Annotated in this window: 17 protein-coding genes and 3 pseudogenes; 14 read left to right on the top strand and 6 right to left on the bottom strand. The window is 71.8% G+C overall.

The features are described 5' to 3' along the window. The first annotated feature begins 4 nt into the window (after positions 1-4). From GQF42_RS13185 to lgt, 10 genes are all read left to right on the top strand, one after another. A complete protein-coding gene (locus GQF42_RS13185; protein WP_158919820.1) occupies positions 5-1,498 on the top strand; it encodes an anthranilate synthase component I in 1,494 nt (497 codons plus the stop codon). An 86-nt stretch (positions 1,499-1,584) separates the two neighbouring features. Then, positions 1,585-2,223: a TIGR02234 family membrane protein gene (locus GQF42_RS13180; protein WP_158919819.1), complete on the top strand. Its 639-nt coding sequence runs from the start codon at positions 1,585-1,587 to the stop codon at positions 2,221-2,223. Between the two features lie 201 nt (positions 2,224-2,424). Then, positions 2,425-2,685, top strand: a complete 261-nt coding sequence (locus GQF42_RS13175) for an HGxxPAAW family protein (RefSeq protein WP_158919818.1) — start codon at positions 2,425-2,427, stop codon at positions 2,683-2,685. A 176-nt stretch (positions 2,686-2,861) separates the two neighbouring features. Beyond that, a complete protein-coding gene (locus GQF42_RS13170; protein WP_158919817.1) occupies positions 2,862-3,305 on the top strand; it encodes a DUF2752 domain-containing protein in 444 nt (147 codons plus the stop codon). Positions 3,306-3,439: 134 nt separating this feature from the next. Continuing rightward, a complete protein-coding gene (gene trpC, locus GQF42_RS13165; RefSeq protein ID WP_158919816.1) occupies positions 3,440-4,249 on the top strand; it encodes an indole-3-glycerol phosphate synthase TrpC in 810 nt (269 codons plus the stop codon). Between the two features lie 21 nt (positions 4,250-4,270). Then, positions 4,271-4,498 (top strand): tryptophan biosynthesis modulator TrpM, encoded by a 228-nt coding sequence (gene trpM / locus GQF42_RS13160; RefSeq protein WP_158919815.1) that lies wholly within the window; start codon positions 4,271-4,273, stop codon positions 4,496-4,498. Between the two features lie 78 nt (positions 4,499-4,576). Further along, positions 4,577-5,860, top strand: coding sequence for a tryptophan synthase subunit beta (trpB, locus tag GQF42_RS13155; protein ID WP_158919814.1), 1,284 nt, complete (start codon positions 4,577-4,579; stop codon positions 5,858-5,860). Further along, positions 5,857-6,675 (top strand): tryptophan synthase subunit alpha, encoded by an 819-nt coding sequence (gene trpA / locus GQF42_RS13150; protein ID WP_158919813.1) that lies wholly within the window; start codon positions 5,857-5,859, stop codon positions 6,673-6,675. Before trpB ends, trpA begins: the two co-directional genes overlap by 4 nt. A 110-nt stretch (positions 6,676-6,785) precedes the next feature. Then, the gene (locus GQF42_RS13145; protein WP_158919812.1) at positions 6,786-7,559 is read left to right on the top strand and encodes a DsbA family protein; all 774 of its coding nucleotides are present in this window, start codon (positions 6,786-6,788) and stop codon (positions 7,557-7,559) included. An 83-nt stretch (positions 7,560-7,642) separates the two neighbouring features. Then, positions 7,643-8,638 (top strand): prolipoprotein diacylglyceryl transferase, encoded by a 996-nt coding sequence (lgt, locus tag GQF42_RS13140; protein ID WP_158919811.1) that lies wholly within the window; start codon positions 7,643-7,645, stop codon positions 8,636-8,638. 78 nt (positions 8,639-8,716) lie between these two features. On the opposite strand, the pseudogene GQF42_RS13135 reads toward lgt, so the two are convergent. The 6 genes and pseudogenes from GQF42_RS13135 to GQF42_RS13110 all read right to left on the bottom strand — a co-directional run. Continuing rightward, positions 8,717-8,992 (bottom strand): annotated as a pseudogene (locus GQF42_RS13135) (CoA ester lyase); the annotation flags it as partial. After that, positions 8,986-9,240: pseudogene (locus GQF42_RS13130) on the bottom strand (CoA transferase); the annotation flags it as partial. The pseudogenes GQF42_RS13130 and GQF42_RS13135, both read right to left, overlap by 7 nt. 42 nt (positions 9,241-9,282) lie before the next feature. Next, on the bottom strand, positions 9,283-10,176 hold the full coding sequence (gene rbsK, locus GQF42_RS13125; protein ID WP_158919810.1) for a ribokinase: 894 nt from the start codon (positions 10,174-10,176) through the stop codon (positions 9,283-9,285). Continuing rightward, complete coding sequence (locus GQF42_RS13120) at positions 10,173-11,531, bottom strand: ADP-ribosylglycohydrolase family protein (RefSeq protein ID WP_158919809.1); 1,359 nt, start codon at positions 11,529-11,531, stop codon at positions 10,173-10,175. The genes rbsK and GQF42_RS13120 overlap by 4 nt, the downstream gene beginning before the upstream one ends. Continuing rightward, complete coding sequence (locus tag GQF42_RS13115) at positions 11,519-12,082, bottom strand: ADP-ribosylglycohydrolase family protein (RefSeq protein WP_158919808.1); 564 nt, start codon at positions 12,080-12,082, stop codon at positions 11,519-11,521. The genes GQF42_RS13120 and GQF42_RS13115 overlap by 13 nt, the downstream gene beginning before the upstream one ends. A gap of 8 nt (positions 12,083-12,090) precedes the next feature. Then, a pseudogene (locus GQF42_RS13110) lies at positions 12,091-12,805 on the bottom strand (ADP-ribosylglycohydrolase family protein); the annotation flags it as partial. Between the two features lie 270 nt (positions 12,806-13,075). On the opposite strand from GQF42_RS13110, the gene GQF42_RS13105 reads away from it, so the two are divergent. The 4 genes from GQF42_RS13105 (at position 13,076) to GQF42_RS13090 (ending at position 21,647) form a co-directional block, all read left to right on the top strand. After that, on the top strand, positions 13,076-13,807 hold the full coding sequence (locus GQF42_RS13105; protein ID WP_158919807.1) for a VIT1/CCC1 transporter family protein: 732 nt from the start codon (positions 13,076-13,078) through the stop codon (positions 13,805-13,807). Positions 13,808-14,252: 445 nt separating this feature from the next. After that, a complete protein-coding gene (gene gltB, locus GQF42_RS13100; protein ID WP_199272667.1) occupies positions 14,253-18,845 on the top strand; it encodes a glutamate synthase large subunit in 4,593 nt (1,530 codons plus the stop codon). Next, the gene (locus tag GQF42_RS13095) at positions 18,838-20,301 is read left to right on the top strand and encodes a glutamate synthase subunit beta (protein ID WP_158919806.1); all 1,464 of its coding nucleotides are present in this window, start codon (positions 18,838-18,840) and stop codon (positions 20,299-20,301) included. Before gltB ends, GQF42_RS13095 begins: the two co-directional genes overlap by 8 nt. 617 nt (positions 20,302-20,918) lie before the next feature. Continuing rightward, on the top strand, positions 20,919-21,647 hold the full coding sequence (locus GQF42_RS13090) for a vWA domain-containing protein (RefSeq protein ID WP_158919805.1): 729 nt from the start codon (positions 20,919-20,921) through the stop codon (positions 21,645-21,647). The last annotated feature ends 25 nt before the right edge of the window (positions 21,648-21,672 follow it).

The raw sequence follows: 21,672 nt of genomic DNA, 5'->3' as shown, positions 1-21,672 counted from the left end.
GGCCATGGACCTCGAGACCTTCCGCAAGCTCGCCGCCGACCGACGTGTCATCCCGGTCACGCGCAAGCTCCTCGCCGACGGCGACACCCCGGTCGCGCTCTACCGCAAACTCGCCGCCGAGCGCCCCGGCACCTTCCTCCTGGAGTCCGCGGAGAACGGCCGCTCCTGGTCCCGGTACTCCTTCGTGGGCGTGCGCAGCGCCGCCACGCTCACCACGCGCGACGGCGAGGCGCACTGGCTGGGCACCCCGCCCGTCGGCGTCCCCGTCGACGGCGACCCGCTCGAGGTGCTGCGCGCCACGCTGCAGACCCTGCACACCCCGAACCAGGAGGGCCTGCCGCCCTTCACCGGCGGCATGGTCGGCTACCTCGGCTACGACATCGTCCGCCGTCTGGAGAAGATCGGCCCCGGCGAGCGCGACGACCTCGGGCTGCCCGAGCTGACCATGCTCCTGACCAGCGACCTCGCCGTGATGGACCACTGGGAGGGCTCGGTCCTGCTGATCGCCAACGCGATCAACCACAACGACCTCGACACCGGTGTGGACGAGGCTCACGCCGACGCCGTGGCCCGCCTCGACGCCATGGAGGCCGACCTCACGCGCGCGGTGCCCCAGCCGCCCGCCGTGCTGCCGCCCTCGGAACTGCCCGAGTACACCGCGCTGTGGGGCGGCCCCGACTTCCAGGAGGCCGTCGAGGACGTCAAGGAGCGCATCCGCGCGGGCGAGGCCTTCCAGGTCGTACCCTCCCAGCGCTTCGAGACGCCGTGCACGGCCAGTGCCCTGGACGTGTACCGCGTCCTGCGGGCCACCAACCCGTCGCCGTACATGTACCTGTTCCGGTTCCCGCACGGGGAAGGCAGGGCCTTCGACGTCGTCGGCTCCTCGCCCGAGGCCCTGGTGAAGGTCGAGGACGGCCGGGCCATGGTCCACCCCATCGCCGGCACCCGTCCGCGCGGGGCCACCCCGCAGGAGGACCAGGTACTCGCCGAGGAGCTGATGGCCGACCCCAAGGAGCGTGCCGAGCACCTGATGCTGGTGGACCTCGGGCGCAACGACCTCGGCCGGGTCTGCGAGCCCGGCACCGTCGAGGTGGTCGACTTCATGTCCGTCGAGCGGTACTCGCACGTGATGCACATCGTCTCCACCGTCACCGGCCGCGTCGCCCCGGGCCGTACGGCCTTCGACGTGCTCACCGCCTGTTTCCCGGCGGGCACCCTCTCCGGCGCCCCCAAGCCGCGCGCGATGCAGATCATCGACGAACTGGAGCCGTCCCGCCGCGGCCTGTACGGCGGCTGCGTCGGCTACCTGGACTTCGCGGGCGACTCCGACACGGCCATCGCCATCCGTACGGCCCTGCTGCGCGACGGCACGGCCTACGTCCAGGCCGGAGCCGGGATCGTCGCCGACTCCGACCCGGTGGCCGAGGACCAGGAGTGCCGCAACAAGGCGGCGGCGGTCCTGCGCGCGGTCCACACGGCCAACCGGCTGGGCGGATAGCGGTCCCTTGCGCGCGGTGACTTCTGCCGCGCGTGGCGCCACTCATACGAACCCCGGGTGACGCTTCGCCCGGGGTTCAGGCGATAGTGGAGTACGTGACTGCTGTTCCTCACCCCCGTTCCGAAGCCGCCGCGCCCGTCCGGTCCGGTCGGCGCAGCCTCGCCCTGGCCCTCCTGTGCGGTGCGCTCGGCGCGGCCGTGACGCTGCTCGCGACCCGGCAGCGCTGGGCGGAGGGCACCGCGACGGTGGCCGGCGGCGGCTTCCCGCTCACCGCCAAGGGCAGCGACGTCACGGGCGTCCCCGCGGCCCTCGCCATAGTGGGCCTCGCCGCGCTCGTCGCCGTCTTCGCCGTCCGCAGGGCCGGCCGCCTCGTCGTCGCCGGGCTGCTCGCGCTGTCCGGCGCCGGGATCGTGGCCGCCTCCCTGGTCTCCGCCTCCGACAACTCCGCGCTGGACGACAAGGCCGCCCAGGCGAGCGGTGACACCTCCGCCACGGTCACCGCGCTCAGCCACACCGGCTGGCCCTACGTCGCGGTCGTCGGCGGCGCGCTGATCCTGCTGGCCGGCCTGCTCGCCCTGCGCTACGGAAACCTGTGGCCCGCCATGTCCGGCCGCTACGAGCGCGGCGCCGAGCGCCCGCGCCGCAAGGCCCGGCCGGTCGACCCCGAGCGGCCCGAGGAGATCTGGAAGGCCCTGGACCGCGGCGAGGACCCGACTGGGGCCTGAGCCCGCGGTCAAGCGGCGATCAAGCGCCGGTCAAGGCGCACCGGTGTGGCGAACCAGACGCCACCCCCGCGTCCGCCACGCGGCCGGGTACGGGACAATGGACGGTGAGCGTCCGGCTCGGACACTGACGGGCGGGCTCGGAGCCGTACGACACGTACGCCGCTCTCCCGGGACACGTATACAGCAACGAGGAGCACAGACATGGCGGGCAGCAGCCACGGCCACGGTCACACCCCGGCCGCCTGGACCGGCGTCATCATTTCCTTCATCGGTTTCTGCGTCGCCGGCGCCTTCATGGTGATGGCCCAGCCCGTCGGCTTCTGGGCCGGCATGGCGATCATCCTCGCCGGCGCGGTGGTCGGCGGCATCATGCGCGCCATGGGGCTCGGCTCGAACCCCAAGCCCCTGAAGATGACCGGTGCCCCCCTTGCGACCGGCGAGCCGGTGGCCGCGGAGAGCTGAACTCCCGTACTGCCTTCGAGGGGCGGCCCGCACCGGACAGGTGCGGGCCGCCCCTCGCGTTTTCGCCGTCCTGACGTGTGGTCTTGCACAGCGGGGCGAGGCCGGACGCCGGGCCGCGGACGCCCGTACGCCCGCGCCGACGCGCGCGCCGCACAGGTGCGCGGCACAATGCCAGCGTGGATGCCGACAGCCGCGCGGCCCGGCCGGCGACAGCGCCCGCAGCACCGCTAGTACGGCGGCTGGCTGTCCCCGGCGGGCTGCTCGCGGCCGTCGCCGGGGCCTTCGCGTACGTCGGTGCCGTCGATCCGAACGAGCCCGGCCACTACCCCGTCTGCCCGTTGTACCGGCTCACCGGCCTGTACTGCCCCGGGTGCGGCGGACTGCGCAGCGCGCACGCCTTCGTCCACGGCGACCTGCTCACCGCCCTGCGCGACAACGCGCCGGGCGTGGCCGGTTTCCTGGGCTTTGCGGTGCTGTGGACCGTCTGGGTGCTCCGCACGGTTCGCGGCCGGCCGCTGCGGCTGAACCTCGGGCCGGTGCACCTGTGGGGGACCGGCGTGCTCCTGCTGGCCTTCACGGCTGTCCGGAACCTGCCCTCGGGAGGCTGGTTGCATCCTTGATCGAATCGTGAAGGTCCAGGTAGCGGGACCGGTGTCCGCCAGATGCGGAGGCATCGGCCTGCTGCGGATACCATCGCAGTGACCACGGGTTTTCAAAACCTGAAGGAACCACCGTCAGGAAGGGGGCCGCTCGCGTGAGTGTGCTCGACGAGATCATCGACGGAGTCCGTGCCGACCTCGCGGAGCGGCAGGCACGCGTCAGCCTCGACGAGCTCAAGGAGCGCGCGGCCAAGGCACCCGCCGCCAAGGACGGGGTGGCCGCGCTCAAGGGCGACGGCGTCAAGGTGATCTGCGAGGTCAAACGCTCCAGCCCCTCCAAGGGCGCGCTGGCCGCCATCGCCGACCCGGCAGGGCTCGCCGCGGACTACGAGGCCGGTGGCGCGGCCGTCATCTCCGTCCTCACCGAACAGCGCCGCTTCGGCGGTTCGCTGGCCGACCTGGAGGCCGTCCGCGCACGCGTGGACATCCCGGTCCTGCGCAAGGACTTCATCGTCACCTCGTACCAGCTGTGGGAGGCCCGGGCCTACGGTGCCGACCTCGTGCTGCTGATCGTGGCCGCGCTCGACCAGCCGGCCCTGGAGTCGTTGATCGAGCGTGCGGTGTCGATCGGCCTGACCCCGCTCGTCGAGGTGCACGACGAGGACGAGGTCGAGCGCGCCGTGGACGCGGGCGCCAAGATCATCGGCGTCAACGCGCGCAACCTGAAGACGCTGGAGGTCGACCGCTCCACCTTCGAGCGGGTCGCCCCGGAGATCCCGGACCACCTCGTCAAGGTCGCCGAGTCCGGCGTCCGTGGCCCGCACGACCTCATCGCGTACGCCAACGCCGGCGCCGACGCGGTACTGGTCGGCGAGTCCCTCGTCACCGGGCGCGACCCCAAGGCCGCCGTCTCCGACCTGGTCGCCGCGGGTGAGCACCCCGCGCTGCGGCACGGCCGGAGCTGACCACCCGATAGGCTGACACCGATGACTGTCACCGTGACCACCGTGGACCGGTACGCGCGCCTGGCGCGCGGCTGCCGCCCGAGGGGCTGCCGCGCCCCGGCGAGGCGCGTCCACGGTCGTCGTGTGCGGTACGTCATCGGTGACGAGCCGGGCCAAGTGAACGGCATGCGATGGCAGCAGCGCCCCGTCAGGGGCGCGGGGCTCTGTTCGATGTGCGGCCACCGCCGCGCGGGCGCGAACAACTACTGACGGCCCGCAGTCGTCGGACATTCCCCGCCTCCACGGCGAATAGTGTCATTTCACACGCACTCACCGTGAGGTTTCCGCATGCCCAGCGAATTCTTCTTCCCTGACCCCACCGGCCAGGTGCCCAGCGCCGAGGGCTACTTCGGCGCGTTCGGCGGCAAGTTCATCCCGGAGGCCCTCGTCGCGGCCGTGGACGAGGTCGCCGTCGAGTACGACAAGGCCAAGCACGATCCCGAGTTCGCCCGCGAACTCGACGACCTGCTGGTCAACTACACCGGCCGCCCCAGCTCGCTGACCGAGGTGCCGCGGTTCGCCGAACACGCCGGCGGCGCCCGCGTGTTCCTCAAGCGCGAGGACCTCAACCACACCGGTTCCCACAAGATCAACAACGTGCTCGGCCAGGCCCTGCTCACCAAGCGGATGGGCAAGACCCGGGTCATCGCCGAGACCGGCGCAGGCCAGCACGGCGTCGCGACGGCCACCGCCTGTGCGCTCTTCGGCCTCGACTGCACCATCTACATGGGCGAGGTCGACACCAGGCGCCAGGCCCTGAACGTGGCCCGCATGCGCATGCTCGGCGCCGAGGTCGTCTCGGTGAAGTCCGGCAGCCGCACCCTCAAGGACGCCATCAACGAGGCGTTCCGCGACTGGGTGGCCAACGTCGACCACACGCACTACCTGTTCGGCACGGTCGCCGGTCCGCACCCCTTCCCCGCCATGGTCCGCGACTTCCACCGCGTCATCGGCGTCGAGGCCCGGCGCCAGCTGCTCGAGCGCGCCGGGCGGCTGCCCGACGCCGCGATCGCGTGCGTCGGCGGCGGCTCCAACGCCATCGGTCTCTTCCACGCCTTCATCCCCGACGCGGACGTCCGCCTGATCGGCTGCGAACCGGCAGGCCACGGCATCGAGACCGGCGAGCACGCGGCCACCCTGACCGCGGGCGAGCCCGGCATCCTGCACGGCTCCCGCTCCTACGTCCTGCAGGACGAGGAGGGCCAGATCACCGAGCCGTACTCGATCTCGGCCGGTCTGGACTACCCGGGCATCGGCCCCGAGCACTCCTACCTGAAGGAATCGGGCCGCGGCGAGTACCGGGCGGTCACCGACGACGCGGCCATGCAGGCCCTGCGCCTGCTGTCGCGCACCGAGGGCATCATCCCGGCCATCGAGAGCGCCCACGCGCTCGCCGGCGCCCTGGAGGTCGGCAAGGAGCTGGGCAAGGACAGCCTGATCGTCGTCAACCTCTCCGGCCGCGGCGACAAGGACATGGACACCGCCGCACGCTACTTCGGCCTCTACGACACCGACGCCGAGGTCGCCGCCGACGCCACCGACACCGCCGAGATCGAGGGGGACGCCAAGTGAGCGGGAAGATCCAGCTGCTGTCGGACACCCTCGCCGCCGCCAGGGCCGAGGGCCGCTCCGCGCTCATCGCCTACCTCCCGGCGGGGTTCCCGACCGTGGACGGCGGCATCGAGGCGATCAAGGCCGTCTTCGACGGCGGGGCGGACGTCGTGGAGGTCGGTCTGCCGCACAGCGACCCCGTCCTCGACGGCCCCGTCATTCAGACCGCCGACGACATCGCCCTGCGCGGCGGCGTCAAGATCGCGGACGTCATGCGGACGGTCAAGGAGGCCCACGAGGCCACCGGCAAGCCCGTCCTCGTCATGACGTACTGGAACCCCATCGACCGCTACGGCGTCGAGCGCTTCACCGCCGAGCTGGCCGAGGCGGGCGGCGCGGGCTGCATCCTGCCCGACCTGCCCGTGCAGGAGTCGGCGCTGTGGCGCGAGCACGCCGACAAGCACGGCCTCGCCACCGTGTTCGTCGTCGCCCCCAGCAGCAAGGACGAGCGGCTCGCGCAGATCACGGCCGCGGGCAGCGGCTTCGTCTACGCCGCCTCGCTCATGGGCGTCACCGGCACCCGCGAGTCCGTCGGCGCCCAGGCCCAGAACCTGGTCGAGCGGACCCGGGCCACCGGCACCGGCCTGCCCGTCTGCGTGGGCCTCGGCGTCTCCAACGCCGCCCAGGCCGCCGAGGTCGCCGGCTTCGCCGACGGCGTCATCGTCGGCTCGGCGTTCGTGAAGCGGATGCTGGACGCCCCCGACCAGGCCTCGGGCCTCGAGGCGGTCCGCGAACTGGCCGGGGAACTGGCGAAGGGCGTGCGCGGACAGGCGTAGCCGTCGGTCGCTTTCCCTATAAGAAATCTCCGTCAGAACACTCGATCACCCGAACGGGTGGACCTCGGGCCGGGGAGGCGCGCTGCGCCTCTCCGGTTCGTTCTGGGGGTGTGAGCGAGAAGAACCGTGACGGAAAGCGCACCGCCCGGGAGCGGCTGGCGGTCGAGCGTGAGAAGCAGAAGGCCGCCGAGAAGCGACGTCGCACGCTGATCGTGGGCGCGAGCGTCGTCTGCGTCCTCGGCCTCGCGGCGGTGATCGGCGTGGTCGCCGCGAACAGCGGCAAGAACAAGAGCGAGAAGGCGGGCCCGGTCGTCGTGCCCTCGGGCGCGCAGGGCAAGGACAGCCTCGCGATCCCGGTCGGCAAGGACGGCGCCAGGTCGACGCTCACCATCTGGGAGGACATGCGCTGCCCGGCCTGTCAGGCCTTCGAGGTGGCCTATCGCCCGACGCTTCACGAACTGGTCGACGCAGAAAAGCTCAGAATCGAGTATCACCTGGTCAGGCTGATCGACGGCAATCTGGGCGGCACCGGCTCCCTGCGCGGGGCCAACGCCGTGGCCTGCGCGCAGGACGCCGGAAAGTTCCGCGACTACCACGACGTGCTGTACACGAACCAGCCAAAGGAGACCGACGACGCCTACAGCAGCAACGCCAAGCTGATCGAGCTGGCGGGCAAGGTCAAGGGTCTCGACACGCCCGCCTTCCAGAAGTGCGTCAACGACGGCACCCACGACAGCTGGGTGAACAAGGCGCACAAGGCCTTCCAGTCCGGCGGCTTCACCGGCACGCCCACGGTCCTGCTCGGCGGGAAGAACATCTACAACGACCGGACGATGACCCCGGCCAAGCTCAAGCAGATGGTGGAGGCGGCCAACCACGGATAGGCGCTTTCTCACGTCCCCGTTATGGAGCCGTAGCCGGGCTGCTTGCCGTCCCCACGGCCCGGCACGGTAGCGTCGGACCTGCCATGGAACTTGCCTACATTCCCAGCCCGTCGCGCGGGGTGCTGTATCTCGGCCCCATCCCGCTGCGCGGCTACGCCTTCTGCATCATCATCGGCGTCTTCGTCGCCGTCTGGCTCGGCAACAGGCGCTGGGTCGCCCGGGGCGGTCGGGCCGGAACGGTTGCCGACATCGCTGTCTGGGCGGTGCCGTTCGGCCTGGTCGGCGGTCGGCTCTACCACGTGATCACGGACTACGAGCTGTACTTCAGCCCGGGCCGCGACTGGGTGGACGCCTTCAAGGTGTGGCAGGGCGGCCTGGGCATCTGGGGCGCCATCGCGCTCGGCGCGCTCGGCGCGTGGATCGGCGCACGGCGCCGGGGCATCCCGATGCCGGCGTACGCCGACGCCGTCGCGCCCGGCATCGCGTTCGCGCAGGCCATCGGCCGCTGGGGCAACTGGTTCAACCAGGAGCTGTACGGCCGTGAGACGCATGTCCCCTGGGCCCTGCACATCACCTCCTCCGAGGGCGGCCGGGTGCCGGGCTACTACCACCCGACCTTCCTCTACGAGTCCCTGTGGTGCATCGGCGTGGGCTTCCTGGTGATCTGGGCCGACCGCCGCTTCAAGCTGGGCCACGGCCGGGCGTTCGCCCTGTACGTCGCCGCGTACTGCGTGGGCCGCGGCTGGATCGAGTACATGCGGGTGGACGACGCGCACCACATCCTGGGCCTCCGCCTGAACGACTGGACCGCGCTCATCGTGTTCCTGCTGGCGGTGACGTACATCGTGGTGTCGTCGAAGAAGCGGCCGGGACGTGAGGCCGTGGTCGAGCCGGGTGTCCTCGACGACGGTCCGGCCGACGGTACGCAGGCGGCTGCCGAGACCGAGCGGGATGCGGCTGCCGAGGCCGGGCCGGATGCTGCCGAGGCCGAGGCCGAGCCGGCGGAGAAGGACGACGCCGCTGAGAAGGACGAGGCGGCGGAGAAGGACGAGGCCGAGTCGGCCACCAAGAAGAGCTGAGCCGACCGCCGAGCCGTACGACGCCGAGGGGGCGCCCGGAGTTCTCCGGGCGCCCTGCGTGTATGCGGGACAGGGGGCTCAGCACCGGTGCCCGAGGGACAGCGTCCGCCGGGCCATGGCGACCACCGGCGGGTCGATGAAGCGGCCGTCGGGCAGGGCCTGGGCGCCCTCGTGGGCGGCTGCCGCCCCGAGGGCCGTTTCCGCGTGGTCGATCTCCGCCGGGGTGGGCAGGTAGGCCCGTCCGATCACCGGCAACCGGCGGGGGTGGATGGCGGCGCGGCCCAGGAGGCCGGGGGCGTGGCCGTGGGCGCAGGAGGCGGCGAGGCCGGGCAGGTCAGGGATGTCGGGGTGGACCGGCCGCCGGGTGTGGACAGGTCGAGCGTGATGGTGCGCTTGTTGCGGCCGGGGACCTTCCACCACAGGCCGACCCCGTGCCTGGCCGGCCCGTGCCCGCGGGACGCGTCGGGTCTGTGCGGATGCTCGACCTTGATCACCTCGGCGCCGAAGTCACCGAGCAGGGTGGCGGCCGGCGGGCCGGCGAACAGCGTCGCCAGGTCCAGCACCCGCAGCCCGGCCAGGGGCGGAGTCGTCTTCGTGCTCATGCGTCGGACCTCATGCGTCGGACCTCATGCGTCGTACGGGGCTCATGCGTGGTACTGGGCCTCGATCTCCGGGCGGTACGGCATCGACGCCGACGCTCCCTCCCGCTGGACGGAGATCGCCGCGGCGGCAGCCGCCCAGGACAGGGCCTCGCGCACCGGTTTCTCCTCGGTGAGTGCCACCGCGAGCGCGCCGACGAAGGTGTCCCCGGCGCCCGTGGAGTCGACAGCGGCCACCTGGGGCGCGGGGACCACGAGCGGCTCGGCGCCCCGGGCCCGGTACAGGCTGCCGGTCGCGCCCAGGGTGACGACGACCTCGGGCACCAGCTCCAGCAGGGCGGCGGCGGCCTCGCGCGGGTCGGTGCGGCCGGTGAGGGTGATCGCCTCGTACTCGTTGGGCACCAGCAGATCGGTCACGGCGAGGAGCCGGGGCGACAGCGGCTGGGCGGGGGACGGGGTGAGGATCGTACGGATCCCGTGCCGGCGCGCCGCCTCGGCGCCCGCGACGACCGCGGCCGGCGGGATCTCCAGCTGCAGCAGCAGCGCGTCGGCGGAGGCGATGAGTCCCTCGTCGCCGGGGGAGAGGTGGTCGACGGTGCCGTTCGCGCCGGGGATGACGACGATCGCGTTGCCGCCCTCGTCGTCCACCACGATGTGCGCGGTGCCGGAGGGACCCTCGATCGTGCGCAGGAAGTCGGTGTCCACGCCGGAGTGTTCGAGGGTGTCGCGCATCCTGAGGCCGAAGGCGTCGTTGCCGACCGCACCGATCATCGAGACGGTGGCGCCGGCGCGGGCCGCGGCGATCGCCTGGTTGGCGCCCTTGCCGCCGGGGATCGTGCGGAACTCCCGGCCCGTCACGGTCTCGCCGCGCTGCGGGGCCTTGGCGACGTAGGTGACGAGGTCCATGTTCGTGCTGCCGAGGACGACGATGTGGGTCATGAGCGGGCCGTCTCCAGAAGGGTGAGGTGGGCGAGGGTGTCGAAGCCGGTGCCGTCGAAGTCGGCAACGGTGGTGGCGAGCCGGTTCTTGAGCGGGGCCCGCCAGTGCTCGGGGAGCGCCGCCGCGGAGCCCGCGAGGAGGCCGGCGACGCTGCCGGCCGTGGCGCCGTTCGAGTCGGTGTCCCACCCGCCGGACACCGCACGGCAGATGGAACCGGTGAAGTCGCCGTCGGCGTGGGTGAGCGCCGCGGCGATCAGGGCGGTGTTGGGGACGGCATGCACCCAGTGGTGGGCGGGGGCGTAGCGGGCGTGGAGTTCGTCCACGACGGCAGTGAAGTCCGCTTGGGAGCGGGCCAGTTGGACGGCGTGGTCGAGCGCCCTGGCGAGCCGTGAGCGGGGCGGGACCACGCTGCGGCCGGCGCGCAGACAGGTGTGGACGTCGTGGGTGCCGGTGGCCGCGGTGGCGATGACGGCGGCCGTGAACATCGCCGCGTAGACGCCGTTGGCGGTGTGGGTCAAGGCGGCGTCGCGGTGGGCCTGTTCGGCTGCGGCGGCCGGGTCGCCCGGGTTGGTCCAGCCGTGGACGTCGGCCCGGATCAGGGCGCCGATCCATTCGCGGAAGGGGTTGCGGTGCCGGGCGGTGTGCGGGGGTTCGATGCCGGTGAGGAGGTTGCGGTAGGCGACGCGTTCGGCGGTGAACGTGCGGCCGGGCGGGAGTTCGTCCAGCCAGAGCCGGGCCACGTCCGTGGTGGTGAAGGCCTTGCCGTGGCGCTGCAGGAGCAGGAGGGCGAGCAGGGGGTAGTTGAGGTCGTCGCCCTCGGGCATGCCGTCGATGTTCTCGGCGAGGGAGGTGGCGGCCGAGCGGCGGTTCCAGGGGTGCGCGGCGAGGAGGTCGTCCGGGACACCGACGGCGGTGAAGTAGGTGGTGAGGGGCCAGTTGCCAGCTGCTCGGGCGAGGGTGCGGATGGCGTCGAGGGGGAGTTTCTCGACAGGTCTGCCGAGTAGACAGCCGATGGCCCGGCCGAGCCAGGCGGCTTCGAGCGCGCAGGGGGTGGCGACGCCTTCGGCAGGGGCGGGCCAGGCCGGGCACAGGGACTTGATCCGTGCCAGGCCGGTCGGCTCGTCCTCGGCCAACGTGCTGGGCAGGTCGGCCAGTTCATCCAGCAGGTCCTCCGCCAGCAGGCGCAGGTAGCGGGATGCGCCGTGGGGTGAGGCACCCGCCCGCTCCGGGGCGCTCGGGCCGCCCGCCGCGCGCCAGCGGGCCTCGATCGCCGACGGCTCGCGTCCGTCCAGGCGGGCCTGGCGCAGTTCGTGCCCGAGCAGGTCCTCCGGCTGGACCCAGGTCAGTCGGAGCATACGGTGCCCCCGAGTGCCGCGAAGGCCCGCTCGTGGGCGCGGCGGCGGCGTACGTCCGCCGCGAAGATCTCGCGCGTGACCTCGGTGAGGGTGCGGGCCGGCGCCCACAGGTCGAGCCTGCTGGCATCCGCCACCGTCTTCACCCGCTCCTGCGGAACGGGTGAGCCGAGTGCGCCCGCGAGGGCACCGGCCATCGTGGCGGTCGAGTCGCAGTCGCGGCCGTAGTCCACCGCACCGAGCACGGCGTGCCGGTAGTCGCCGCCCGAGACCAGCAACATGCCGAGGGCGATCGGCAGTTCCTCGATCGCGTGCAGCCGTGAGGGGCGGCGGGCGGTGCGCCAGGCGTCGTCGTGCCAGGGGCCGACGACGCCGTGGACGCGGCCGCCGTGCCGCTCGGCGATCTGCTCCGGGGAGTAGCCCTCGACCGGGCCGCCGAGAGCGTCGCCGACGGCGGCGCCGGTGATCCGTTCGGCGAGGCCGTCGGGGCGTGTTCCGGGTGTTGGTCCGGCTGTGCAGGTGTCTGTGGGTAGATGGAAACCCTTGGGCGTCATGCCCCGAATCATCCTCCTGGGTGGGCCGGTTGTGCGGCTTCCAGGAGTCCGGCGAGTTCCACCAGGTCGGTGCCGGTGAGACGGGGCAGGGTGCAGCGGGACAGGGTGCGGCAGGCGTCCCGCCAGGCCTGCGGGACGGACGCGCCGCCGCCGAGTGCTCCGGTGTAGCACCCGCGAGGGCGGGGGCGGAGTCGGCGACACGGGACAGGCAGGCGGCGGGTACGGCGGCTGCGATACGACCCTGGGCGGCGGTGGCCAGGGCGAGGGCGACCGGGACCGTCTCGGCGGCGGCGATGCCGTAGCGGGAGACGTGGTCGACGATCTGGTGCTCCAGCGGGACGAGGGCGAAGGCGGACTCGCTGTCCCGGGTCAGGGCGAGGGCGTGGCGGGCGTGCGGCCGATCTCGGAGTCGGCGGGAAGTTCCGCGAGCGCGGCATTCACGCAGGTCTCCGTGTCGGCGCCGGTCAGGGCGAGCGCCAGCGCCGCGGCCATCGCCCGCGCGCCGAGCACGCGGTCGCCGTCCGGGGTGCAGCGGGCGTCGAACTCGGCCGGGGCGGCGGCGCGTTCGGGGTCACCGGAATGGGTGACGGCGAGCACACAGGCGCGATCGCAGGCGGCGTCGTCGAAGTAGTGCGGGTCGTCGTGGCCGGTGGCGGGCGGGCGAAGGCCGGCGGGCGAAGGCCGGCGGCGTCCCCGGGCGCGGGGACCGGGGAGTGCAGGCGATCGATGCCTTGGGCGGCCTCCTGGGGCGGGGCCACGAACACGCTTTGCGGATGTCTCCCACGGGCCGTCGGCACCTGCGCCTTCCCTCTGCCCGTGTCACCCACTCGGCATCTGAGCGAGATCGCGCACGGATGAGCCGTAGCGGGCAAAGTCGCAGGTTAGCCCAGCCTTTCCTTGGTGGCGGGAAGAAGGCGATGGGCGTACCTTCGGTGATGTCGAAAAGTAGAACTCGTCCAAAGTTAGCTTTGGCTAAGCTATCCGGGGGCTCGTATGGCCATCATCGAAACCGAGGCCGCGCTGCATGAGGCGCACCGTGACAACCACACGCACCGCGACGTCAACGGCGGCTGGCTGCGTCCCGCCGTCTTCGGTGCGATGGACGGTCTCGTCTCCAACCTCGCCCTGATGACCGGTGTGGCGGGCGGATCCGTCAGTCACCAGACCATCGTCATCACCGGACTCGCGGGGCTCGCCGCCGGTGCCTTCTCGATGGCTGCCGGCGAGTACACCTCCGTGGCCTCCCAGCGCGAGCTGGTCGAGGCCGAACTCGACGTCGAGCGCCGTGAGCTGCGCAAGCACCCGCAGGACGAGGAAGAAGAGCTGGCAGCACTCTACGTGGCCCGGGGTGTCGAGCCCGTACTGGCCCGTGAGGTCGCCCGGCAGCTGTCCAGGGACCCGGAGCAGGCGCTGGAGATCCATGCCCGTGAAGAGCTGGGGATCGATCCGAGCGACCTGCCCTCGCCGCTGGTCGCGGCCGTCTCGTCGTTCGGGTCCTTCGCGCTCGGCGCCCTGCTGCCCGTGCTGCCCTTCCTGCTCGGTGCGACCGCGCTGTGGCCCGCCCTGCTGCTGGCCCTCGTCGGGCTGTTCGGGTGTGGTGCCGTCGTGGCCAAGGTGACCGCGCGGAGCTGGTGGTACAGCGGCCTCAGGCAGCTCGCACTCGGCGGTGCGGCAGCCGGTGTGACGTACGCCCTGGGCAGCCTGTTCGGAACGGCCGTAGGATAGCGAGACCGCTACCTATGCGTTGGGCCGCATAAGTAGCCGTTACTCGCTGGTTTCGAATGTTTCATCACCGGGCATGAGCCGTAAGCGCTGCGGGCAATGACGCCTGCGGCACCCCCTGGGGCGAGTGAAGACGCTCTCCCCGCCCCTCTTGGGCCGACGGGCGCCGATCCGACCGATCCTGTCCGCGGCGGTCCCGCCTCTGAGTCGCCGCCATGTGCGGCACCCGCCGCCACCGCGCGGCACCCCCGCCGCTCCGCGCGGCACCCCGCCGTCACCATGCGGCGCCTCTGCCATGTACCCCGTGGTGTCCGCATGCTGGAACGCAGTATCCGGTTCCCGAGAACCGACCCATCATGTAACCTGCACGAAATTTTGATCACACGCAGAGGGCCAACGTCGTCCCTCGGCACCTGCCACATGCCACATGACGACGACGGGAGAGCCGATGCGTACGCCGCGCCAGCCGTCCCAGCACTCCGCGAATGGCCAGAACTGGTCGTTCATGGATGCTCGCCCTGCTGCCCAGGGTATGTACGACCCCCGCAACGAGCGTGACGCCTGTGGCGTCGGTTTCGTCGCCACTCTCACCGGCGAGGCATCGCACACGCTGGTCGAACAGGCCCTCACCGTCCTGCGCAACCTGGAGCACCGCGGTGCCACCGGCTCCGAGCCCGACTCGGGCGACGGTGCCGGCATCCTCTCCCAGGTGCCCGACGCCTTCTTCCGTGAGGTGGCCGGATTCACCCTTCCCGCGGCCGGTTCCTATGCGGTGGGCATCGCCTTCCTGCCGGAGGAGGGAACCGAGGACGCCGTCGCGCGGATCGAGACGATCGCCGACGAGGAGGGCCTGACGGTTCTCGGCTGGCGTACGGTCCCGGTCGCCCCCGAGCTGCTCGGCGCCAGCGCCCGCTCCACCATGCCGGCCTTCCGGCAGCTCTTCGTCGGCGACGGCGCCAGCGAGGGCATCGCGCTGGACCGCAAGGCCTTCGTGCTGCGCAAGCGCGCCGAGCGGGAGGCCGGTGTCTACTTCCCGTCCCTCTCCGCGCGCACCATCGTCTACAAGGGCATGCTGACCACCGGCCAGCTCGAGCCCTTCTTCCCGGACCTGTCCGACCGCCGCTTCGGCTCCGCGGTCGCGCTCGTCCACTCGCGCTTCTCCACGAACACCTTCCCCTCGTGGCCGCTCGCGCACCCGTACCGCTTCGTCGCGCACAACGGTGAGATCAACACCGTCAAGGGCAACCGCAACTGGATGCGCGCCCGCGAGTCGCAGCTGGTCTCCGACCTGTTCGGCGCCGGCGAACTCGAGCGAACCTTCCCGGTCTGTACGCCGGACGCCTCCGACTCCGCCTCCTTCGACGAGGTCCTGGAGCTGCTGCACCTGGGCGGCCGGTCGCTGCCGCACTCCGTGCTGATGATGATCCCGGAGGCATGGGAGAACCACGCCTCCATGGACCCGGCCCGGCGCGCCTTCTACGGCTTCCACTCCACGATGATGGAGCCCTGGGACGGCCCGGCCTGTGTCACCTTCACCGACGGCACCCAGGTCGGCGCCGTGCTCGACCGCAACGGTCTGCGTCCCGGCCGCTACTGGGTCACCGACGACGGCCTCGTCGTCCTCGGCTCCGAGGTCGGCGTCCTCGACATCGACCCGGCCAAGGTCGTCCGCAAGGGCCGGCTGCAGCCCGGCAAGATGTTCCTCGTCGACACCGCCGAGCACCGCATCATCGAGGACGACGAGATCAAGGCGACCCTCGCCGCCGAGCAGCCGTACACCGAATGGCTGGAGGCCGGCGAGATCGAGCTGGGCGACCTGCCCGAGCGCGAGCACATCGTCCACACCCACGCCTCGGTCACCCGCCGCCAGCAGACCTTCGGCTACACCGAGGAGGAACTGCGCGTCATCCTCGCGCCGATGGCCAAGGCCGGCGCCGAGCCGATCGGCTCCATGGGCACGGACTCGCCGATCGCCGCGCTGTCCTCGCGTCCGCGTCTGCTGTTCGACTACTTCACCCAGCTGTTCGCGCAGGTCACCAACCCGCCGCTGGACGCGATCCGCGAGGAGCTGGTCACCTCCCTGCGTTCGTCGCTGGGCCCGCAGGGCAACCTGCTCGACCCGACCGCCGCCTCCTGCCGGTCCGTCGTGCTGCCCTTCCCTGTCATCGACAACGACGAGCTGGCCAAGCTCATCCACATCAACGCCGACGGCGACCTGCCCGGCTTCCAGGCCGCGACCCTCTCCGGCCTGTACCGGGTCTCCGGCGGCGGTGACTCCCTCGCCGCACGCATCGCCGAGATCTGCGCCGAGGCCGACGCCGCCATAGAGAACGGCGCCCGCCTGATCGTCCTGTCGGACCGGCACTCCGACGCCGAGCACGCGCCGATCCCGTCGCTGCTGCTCACCGCGGCCGTCCACCACCACCTCATCCGCACCAAGCAGCGCACCCACGTGGGCCTGCTGGTCGAGGCCGGCGACGTCCGCGAGGTCCACCACGTCGCCCTGCTGATCGGCTTCGGCGCCGCCGCCGTCAACCCGTACCTGGCGATGGAGTCGGTCGAGGACCTGGTGCGCGCGGGCACCTTCCTGGACGGCATCGAGCCGGAGAAGGCCATCAAGAACCTGATCTACGCCCTCGGCAAGGGCGTGCTGAAGGTCATGTCGAAGATGGGCATCTCCACCGTCGCCTCCTACCGCGGCGCCCAGGCCTTCGAGGCCGTCGGCCTGGACGAGGCCTTCGTCGAGAAGTACTTCAACGGCACGGCCACCAAGATCGGCGGCGTCGGCATCGACGTCATCGCCCAGGAGGTCGCCGCCCGGCACGCCAAGGCCTACCCGGCCTCCGGCATCGCTCCCGCGCACCGCGCGCTGGAGATCGGCGGAGAGTACCAGTGGCGTCGCGAGGGCGAGCCGCACCTGTTCGACCCGGAGACGGTCTTCCGTCTCCAGCACTCCACGCGCTCGGCCCGCTACGACATCTTCAAGAAGTACACGGACCGTGTGAACGAGCAGTCCGAGCGCCTGATGACGCTGCGCGGTCTGTTCGGCTTCCGTTCCGACCGTGCCCCGATCTCCGTCGACGAGGTCGAGCCGGTCTCGGAGATCGTCAAGCGGTTCTCGACGGGCGCGATGTCGTACGGCTCCATCTCCAAGGAGGCGCACGAGACTCTCGCCATCGCCATGAACCAGCTGGGCGGCAAGTCCAACACCGGTGAGGGCGGCGAGGACCCGGAGCGCCTGTACGACCCGGCGCGCCGGTCGGCCATCAAGCAGGTCGCCTCGGGCCGCTTCGGCGTCACCTCCGAGTACCTGGTCAACGCCGACGACATCCAGATCAAGATGGCCCAGGGCGCCAAGCCCGGCGAGGGCGGCCAGCTGCCCGGCCACAAGGTCTACCCGTGGGTCGCCAAGACCCGTCACTCGACGCCGGGCGTCGGCCTGATCTCGCCGCCGCCGCACCACGACATCTACTCCATCGAGGACCTGGCCCAGCTGATCCACGACCTGAAGAACGCGAACCCGCAGGCGCGGATTCACGTCAAGCTGGTCTCCGAGGTCGGCGTCGGCACGGTCGCCGCGGGTGTCTCCAAGGCGCACGCGGACGTGGTCCTGATCTCCGGCCACGACGGCGGTACGGGTGCCTCCCCGCTGACCTCGCTCAAGCACGCGGGCGGCCCCTGGGAGCTGGGCCTCGCCGAGACCCAGCAGACCCTGCTGCTCAACGGCCTGCGCGACCGCATCGTCGTCCAGACCGACGGCCAGCTCAAGACCGGCCGTGACGTGGTCATCGCCGCGCTGCTCGGCGCCGAGGAGTTCGGCTTCGCGACCGCTCCGCTCGTCGTCTCCGGCTGCATCATGATGCGCGTCTGCCACCTGGACACCTGCCCGGTCGGCATCGCCACCCAGAACCCGGTCCTGCGCGAGCGCTTCGCGGGCAAGGCCGAGTACGTCGTGAACTTCTTCCGGTTCATCGCCGAGGAGGTCCGGGAGCTGCTCGCCGAGCTGGGCTTCCGCTCCATCGAGGAGGCCGTCGGCCACGCCGAGGTGCTGGACGTCGAGCGCGCGGTCGACCACTGGAAGGCGCAGGGCCTGGACCTCGAGCCGCTGTTCCACGTGCCGTCGCTGCCCGAGGGTGCCGTCCGCCACCGGATCGTGGCCCAGGACCACGGCCTGGAGAAGGCGCTCGACAACGAGCTGATCAGGCTCGCCGCCGACGCACTCGCCGCCGGCGACGCCACCGAGGCCCAGCCGGTGCGCGCGCAGGTCGCCATCCGCAACATCAACCGCACGGTCGGCACGATGCTCGGCCACGAGGTGACGAAGAAGTTCGGCGGCGCGGGCCTGCCCGAGGACACCGTCGACATCACCTTCACCGGCTCGGCCGGCCAGTCCTTCGGCGCGTTCCTGCCGCGCGGCGTCACGCTGCGCCTGGAGGGCGACGCCAACGACTACGTGGGCAAGGGCCTGTCGGGCGGCCGTATCGTCGTCCGCCCGGACCGCGCGGCCGACCACCTCGCCGAGTACTCGACCATCGCGGGCAACACCATCGGCTACGGCGCCACCGGCGGCGAGCTATTCCTGCGCGGCCGTACCGGCGAGCGGTTCTGCGTCCGCAACTCCGGCGCGCTGGTGGTCTCCGAGGGCGTGGGCGACCACGGCTGCGAGTACATGACCGGCGGGCACGCGGTCGTCCTCGGCCCGACCGGCCGCAACTTCGCGGCGGGCATGTCCGGCGGCGTCGCCTACGTCATCGACCTCGACCGCGACAACGTCAACGTCGGCAACGTCGAGTCGGTCGAGACGCTGGACGACACCGACAAGCAGTGGCTGCACGACGTGGTGCGCCGCCACGCCGAGGAGACCGGCTCGACGGTCGCCGAGAAGCTGCTCGCCGACTGGGACGCGGCCGTGGCCCGGTTCAGCAAGATCATCCCCAGCACGTACAAGGCAGTGCTCGCCGCCAAGGACGCCGCCGAGCGAGCCGGTCTCACCGAGACCGAGATCACCGAGAAGATGATGGAGGCGGCGACCAATGGCTGACCCTAAGGGCTTCCTGAACCACGGCCGCGAGGTCGCCGAGACCCGTCCCGTCGGTGAGCGCGTCAAGGACTGGAACGAGGTCTACGTCCCCGGCTCCCTGCTGCCCATCATCAGCAAGCAGGCCAGCCGCTGCATGGACTGCGGCATCCCGTTCTGCCACAACGGCTGCCCGCTGGGGAACCTGATCCCCGAGTGGAACGACTACGCCTACCGCGAGGACTGGGGCGCCGCCTCCGAGCGCCTGCACGCGACCAACAACTTCCCGGAGTTCACCGGTCGCCTCTGTCCGGCCCCCTGCGAGTCGGCCTGCGTGCTCGGCATCAACCAGCAGCCGGTCACCATCAAGAACGTCGAGGTCTCGATCATCGACAAGGCGTGGGAGACCGGGGACGTCGCCCCGCAGATCCCCGAGCGCCTGTCCGGCAAGACGGTCGCGGTCATCGGCTCCGGCCCCTCGGGTCTCGCCGCCGCCCAGCAGCTGACCCGGGCCGGTCACACGGTCGCCGTCTACGAGCGCGCGGACCGCATCGGAGGCCTGCTGCGGTACGGCATCCCCGAGTTCAAGATGGAGAAGCGGCACATCAACCGCCGTATCGAGCAGATGCGCGCGGAGGGCACCCGCTTCCGTACCGAGGTCGAGGTCGGCCGCGACATCAACGCGCGTGACCTGAAGAAGCGCTACGACGCGATCGTGATCGCCGCCGGTGCGACCATGGCCCGCGACCTCCCGGTCCCCGGCCGTGACCTCAAGGGCATCCACCAGGCCATGGAGTACCTGCCGCTGGCCAACAAGGTCCAGGAGGGCGACTACGTGGCGCCCCCGATCTCGGCCGAGGGCAAGCACGTCGTCGTGATCGGCGGCGGTGACACCGGCGCGGACTGCGTGGGTACCGCCCACCGGCAGGGCGCGGCCTCCGTCACCCAGCTGGAGATCATGCCCCGCCCGAACGACGAGCGGCACCCGATCGGCCAGCCCTGGCCGACCTTCCCGATCCTGTACAAGGTCACCTCGGCCCACGAGGAGGGCGGCGAGCGGATCTACTCCGCCTCCACCACCCACTTCGAGGGCGACGAGGACGGCAACGTGCAGTGGCTGCACCTCGCCGAGGTCGAGTTCGTCGACGGCAAGCTGACCTCCAAGCCGGGCACCGAGCGCAGGATCCCGGCCCAGCTGGTCACCCTCGCCATGGGCTTCACCGGCACCGACCGGGAGAACGGCCTGGTGGAGCAGTTTGGTCTGGACCTCGACGAGCGCGGTAACATCGCCCGCGACGCCGACTTCCAGACCAACGTGCCGGGTGTGTTCGTCGCCGGTGACGCCGGCCGCGGACAGTCCCTGATCGTGTGGGCGATCGCGGAGGGCCGCTCGGCCGCCCGCGGTGTCGACCGCCACCTGACCGGTGCCAGCGACCTGCCGGCTCCGATCCGTCCGACGGACCGCGCGCTGGCGGTCTGACGGCACCCGGGACCCCGCAGGTCCCGCCACAGACGTCCCGCACAACGGCGTGCGGAACACTGACGACGCCTGCCCCGTCCCCGACCGGACACCTGGGCAGGCGTCGTTGCATGTCCGCGCGCGGTGGTCACTCGCAGGGGACGCCGGCCGGCGGACCGCGCGTGGTGACGCCCCGGCCCGGACGGTAGGACGGCGGCCCTGCTCCGGTCGCCGCGGATGTGCCGGTCCTCGAAGAGCGCGGGCGTGGGCACCCCACGGCCCGCATCCAGCCACGGCCGTGCACATGGCCGGCTGCGACGACCGGACGACCGGACGCGGCCTTCGACGGCGACCGGACGGAGCGTGCCCCGGGATCGCCGAAGGGGAGGCGGGCGGCCGGCGAGCCCCAGGCCTGCGAGCGCAGGATGCAGCCCACGACGTGGGCCTTCGAGGTGAGCCTTCGAGGTGGACCGTCGAGGAGGGCCTTCGAGGCCGGCCTTCGAGGTGGGCCTTCGAGATGGGCCTCGGTCCAGCCGGCGGTGCGCTCGTGCAGCGCGCCGTACGGTCGACCCGCGCGGCCCCGGTGCCCGTGGGTGCTCGCGTAGGCTCGGCCACGGGCACCGGCACGAAGGGGGACCATGGCCGCGATCAGTCTGCGCAAGGTGGAGGAGACCGCGCCCGCGCTGGTCAGCCTGTACAAGACCGCAGGGGTCTGCCTGCGCAGGAACGGCCTGGACGGGCTGCGCGCAGCCGTCTACCTCGTGGTCGATCACTCCGGCTCCATGCGCCCGTACTACCAGGACGGCAGCGTGCAGACGCTCGCCGACCGGGTGCTCGGCCTGTCCGCGCACCTGGACGACGACGGGCGGGTGCCGGTGGTGTTCTTCTCCACCGACATCGACGCGCTCAGCGACATCACCCTCGACGGGCACGAGGGCGCCGTCGAACGGATCGTGGCCGGGCTCGGGCACATGGGCAGGACCAGCTATCACCTGGCGATGGACACCGTCATCGACCACTACCTGGACAGCGGCGCCACCGACCCCGCCCTCGTCGTCTTCCAGACCGACGGCGGCCCGATCAGCAGGCCCGCCGCCGAACGGTATCTGTGCAAGGCGGCCAGACTGCCGCTGTTCTGGCAGTTCGTCGGCTTCGGCGACCCGGACGGCAAGCAGTTCGACTTCCTGCGGAAACTGGACGAGCTGGCCGTGCCCGGCAAGCGGATCGTGGACAACGCCGGCTTCTTCCACGCCGGCCGGGACCCGCGCCGCCTGTCCGACGCCGAGCTGTACGACCGGCTCGTCGCCGAGTTCCCGCGGTGGCTCGAGGCCGCACGCGCCGCCGGGATCGTCACACCTCCCGCCTGACGCACGCCCCGGCGTCGGTCCGCTC

This window comes from Streptomyces broussonetiae, from assembly GCF_009796285.1.
Lineage (GTDB): Bacteria > Actinomycetota > Actinomycetes > Streptomycetales > Streptomycetaceae > Streptomyces > Streptomyces broussonetiae.
Note: the sequence above shows the minus strand (reverse complement) of the source record. Positions and strands in the feature narration are given on the sequence as shown.

Excerpts from the sequence above, each read along its gene's own strand:
- GQF42_RS13120 (WP_158919809.1), bottom strand. The coding sequence starts at position 11,531 with ATGCTCCGACTGACCTGGGTCCAGCCGGAGGACCTGCTCGGGCACGAA.
- GQF42_RS13185 (WP_158919820.1), top strand. The coding sequence starts at position 5 with ATGGACCTCGAGACCTTCCGCAAGCTCGCCGCCGACCGACGTGTCATC.
- GQF42_RS13095 (WP_158919806.1), top strand. The coding sequence starts at position 18,838 with ATGGCTGACCCTAAGGGCTTCCTGAACCACGGCCGCGAGGTCGCCGAG.
- GQF42_RS13105 (WP_158919807.1), top strand. The coding sequence starts at position 13,076 with ATGGCCATCATCGAAACCGAGGCCGCGCTGCATGAGGCGCACCGTGAC.
- GQF42_RS13115 (WP_158919808.1), bottom strand. The coding sequence starts at position 12,082 with ATGACGCCCAAGGGTTTCCATCTACCCACAGACACCTGCACAGCCGGA.
- GQF42_RS13090 (WP_158919805.1), top strand. The coding sequence starts at position 20,919 with ATGGCCGCGATCAGTCTGCGCAAGGTGGAGGAGACCGCGCCCGCGCTG.
- lgt (WP_158919811.1), top strand. The coding sequence starts at position 7,643 with ATGGAACTTGCCTACATTCCCAGCCCGTCGCGCGGGGTGCTGTATCTC.
- trpB (WP_158919814.1), top strand. The coding sequence starts at position 4,577 with ATGCCCAGCGAATTCTTCTTCCCTGACCCCACCGGCCAGGTGCCCAGC.
- rbsK (WP_158919810.1), bottom strand. The coding sequence starts at position 10,176 with ATGACCCACATCGTCGTCCTCGGCAGCACGAACATGGACCTCGTCACC.
- GQF42_RS13175 (WP_158919818.1), top strand. The coding sequence starts at position 2,425 with ATGGCGGGCAGCAGCCACGGCCACGGTCACACCCCGGCCGCCTGGACC.
- gltB (WP_199272667.1), top strand. The coding sequence starts at position 14,253 with ATGCGTACGCCGCGCCAGCCGTCCCAGCACTCCGCGAATGGCCAGAAC.
- trpM (WP_158919815.1), top strand. The coding sequence starts at position 4,271 with ATGACTGTCACCGTGACCACCGTGGACCGGTACGCGCGCCTGGCGCGC.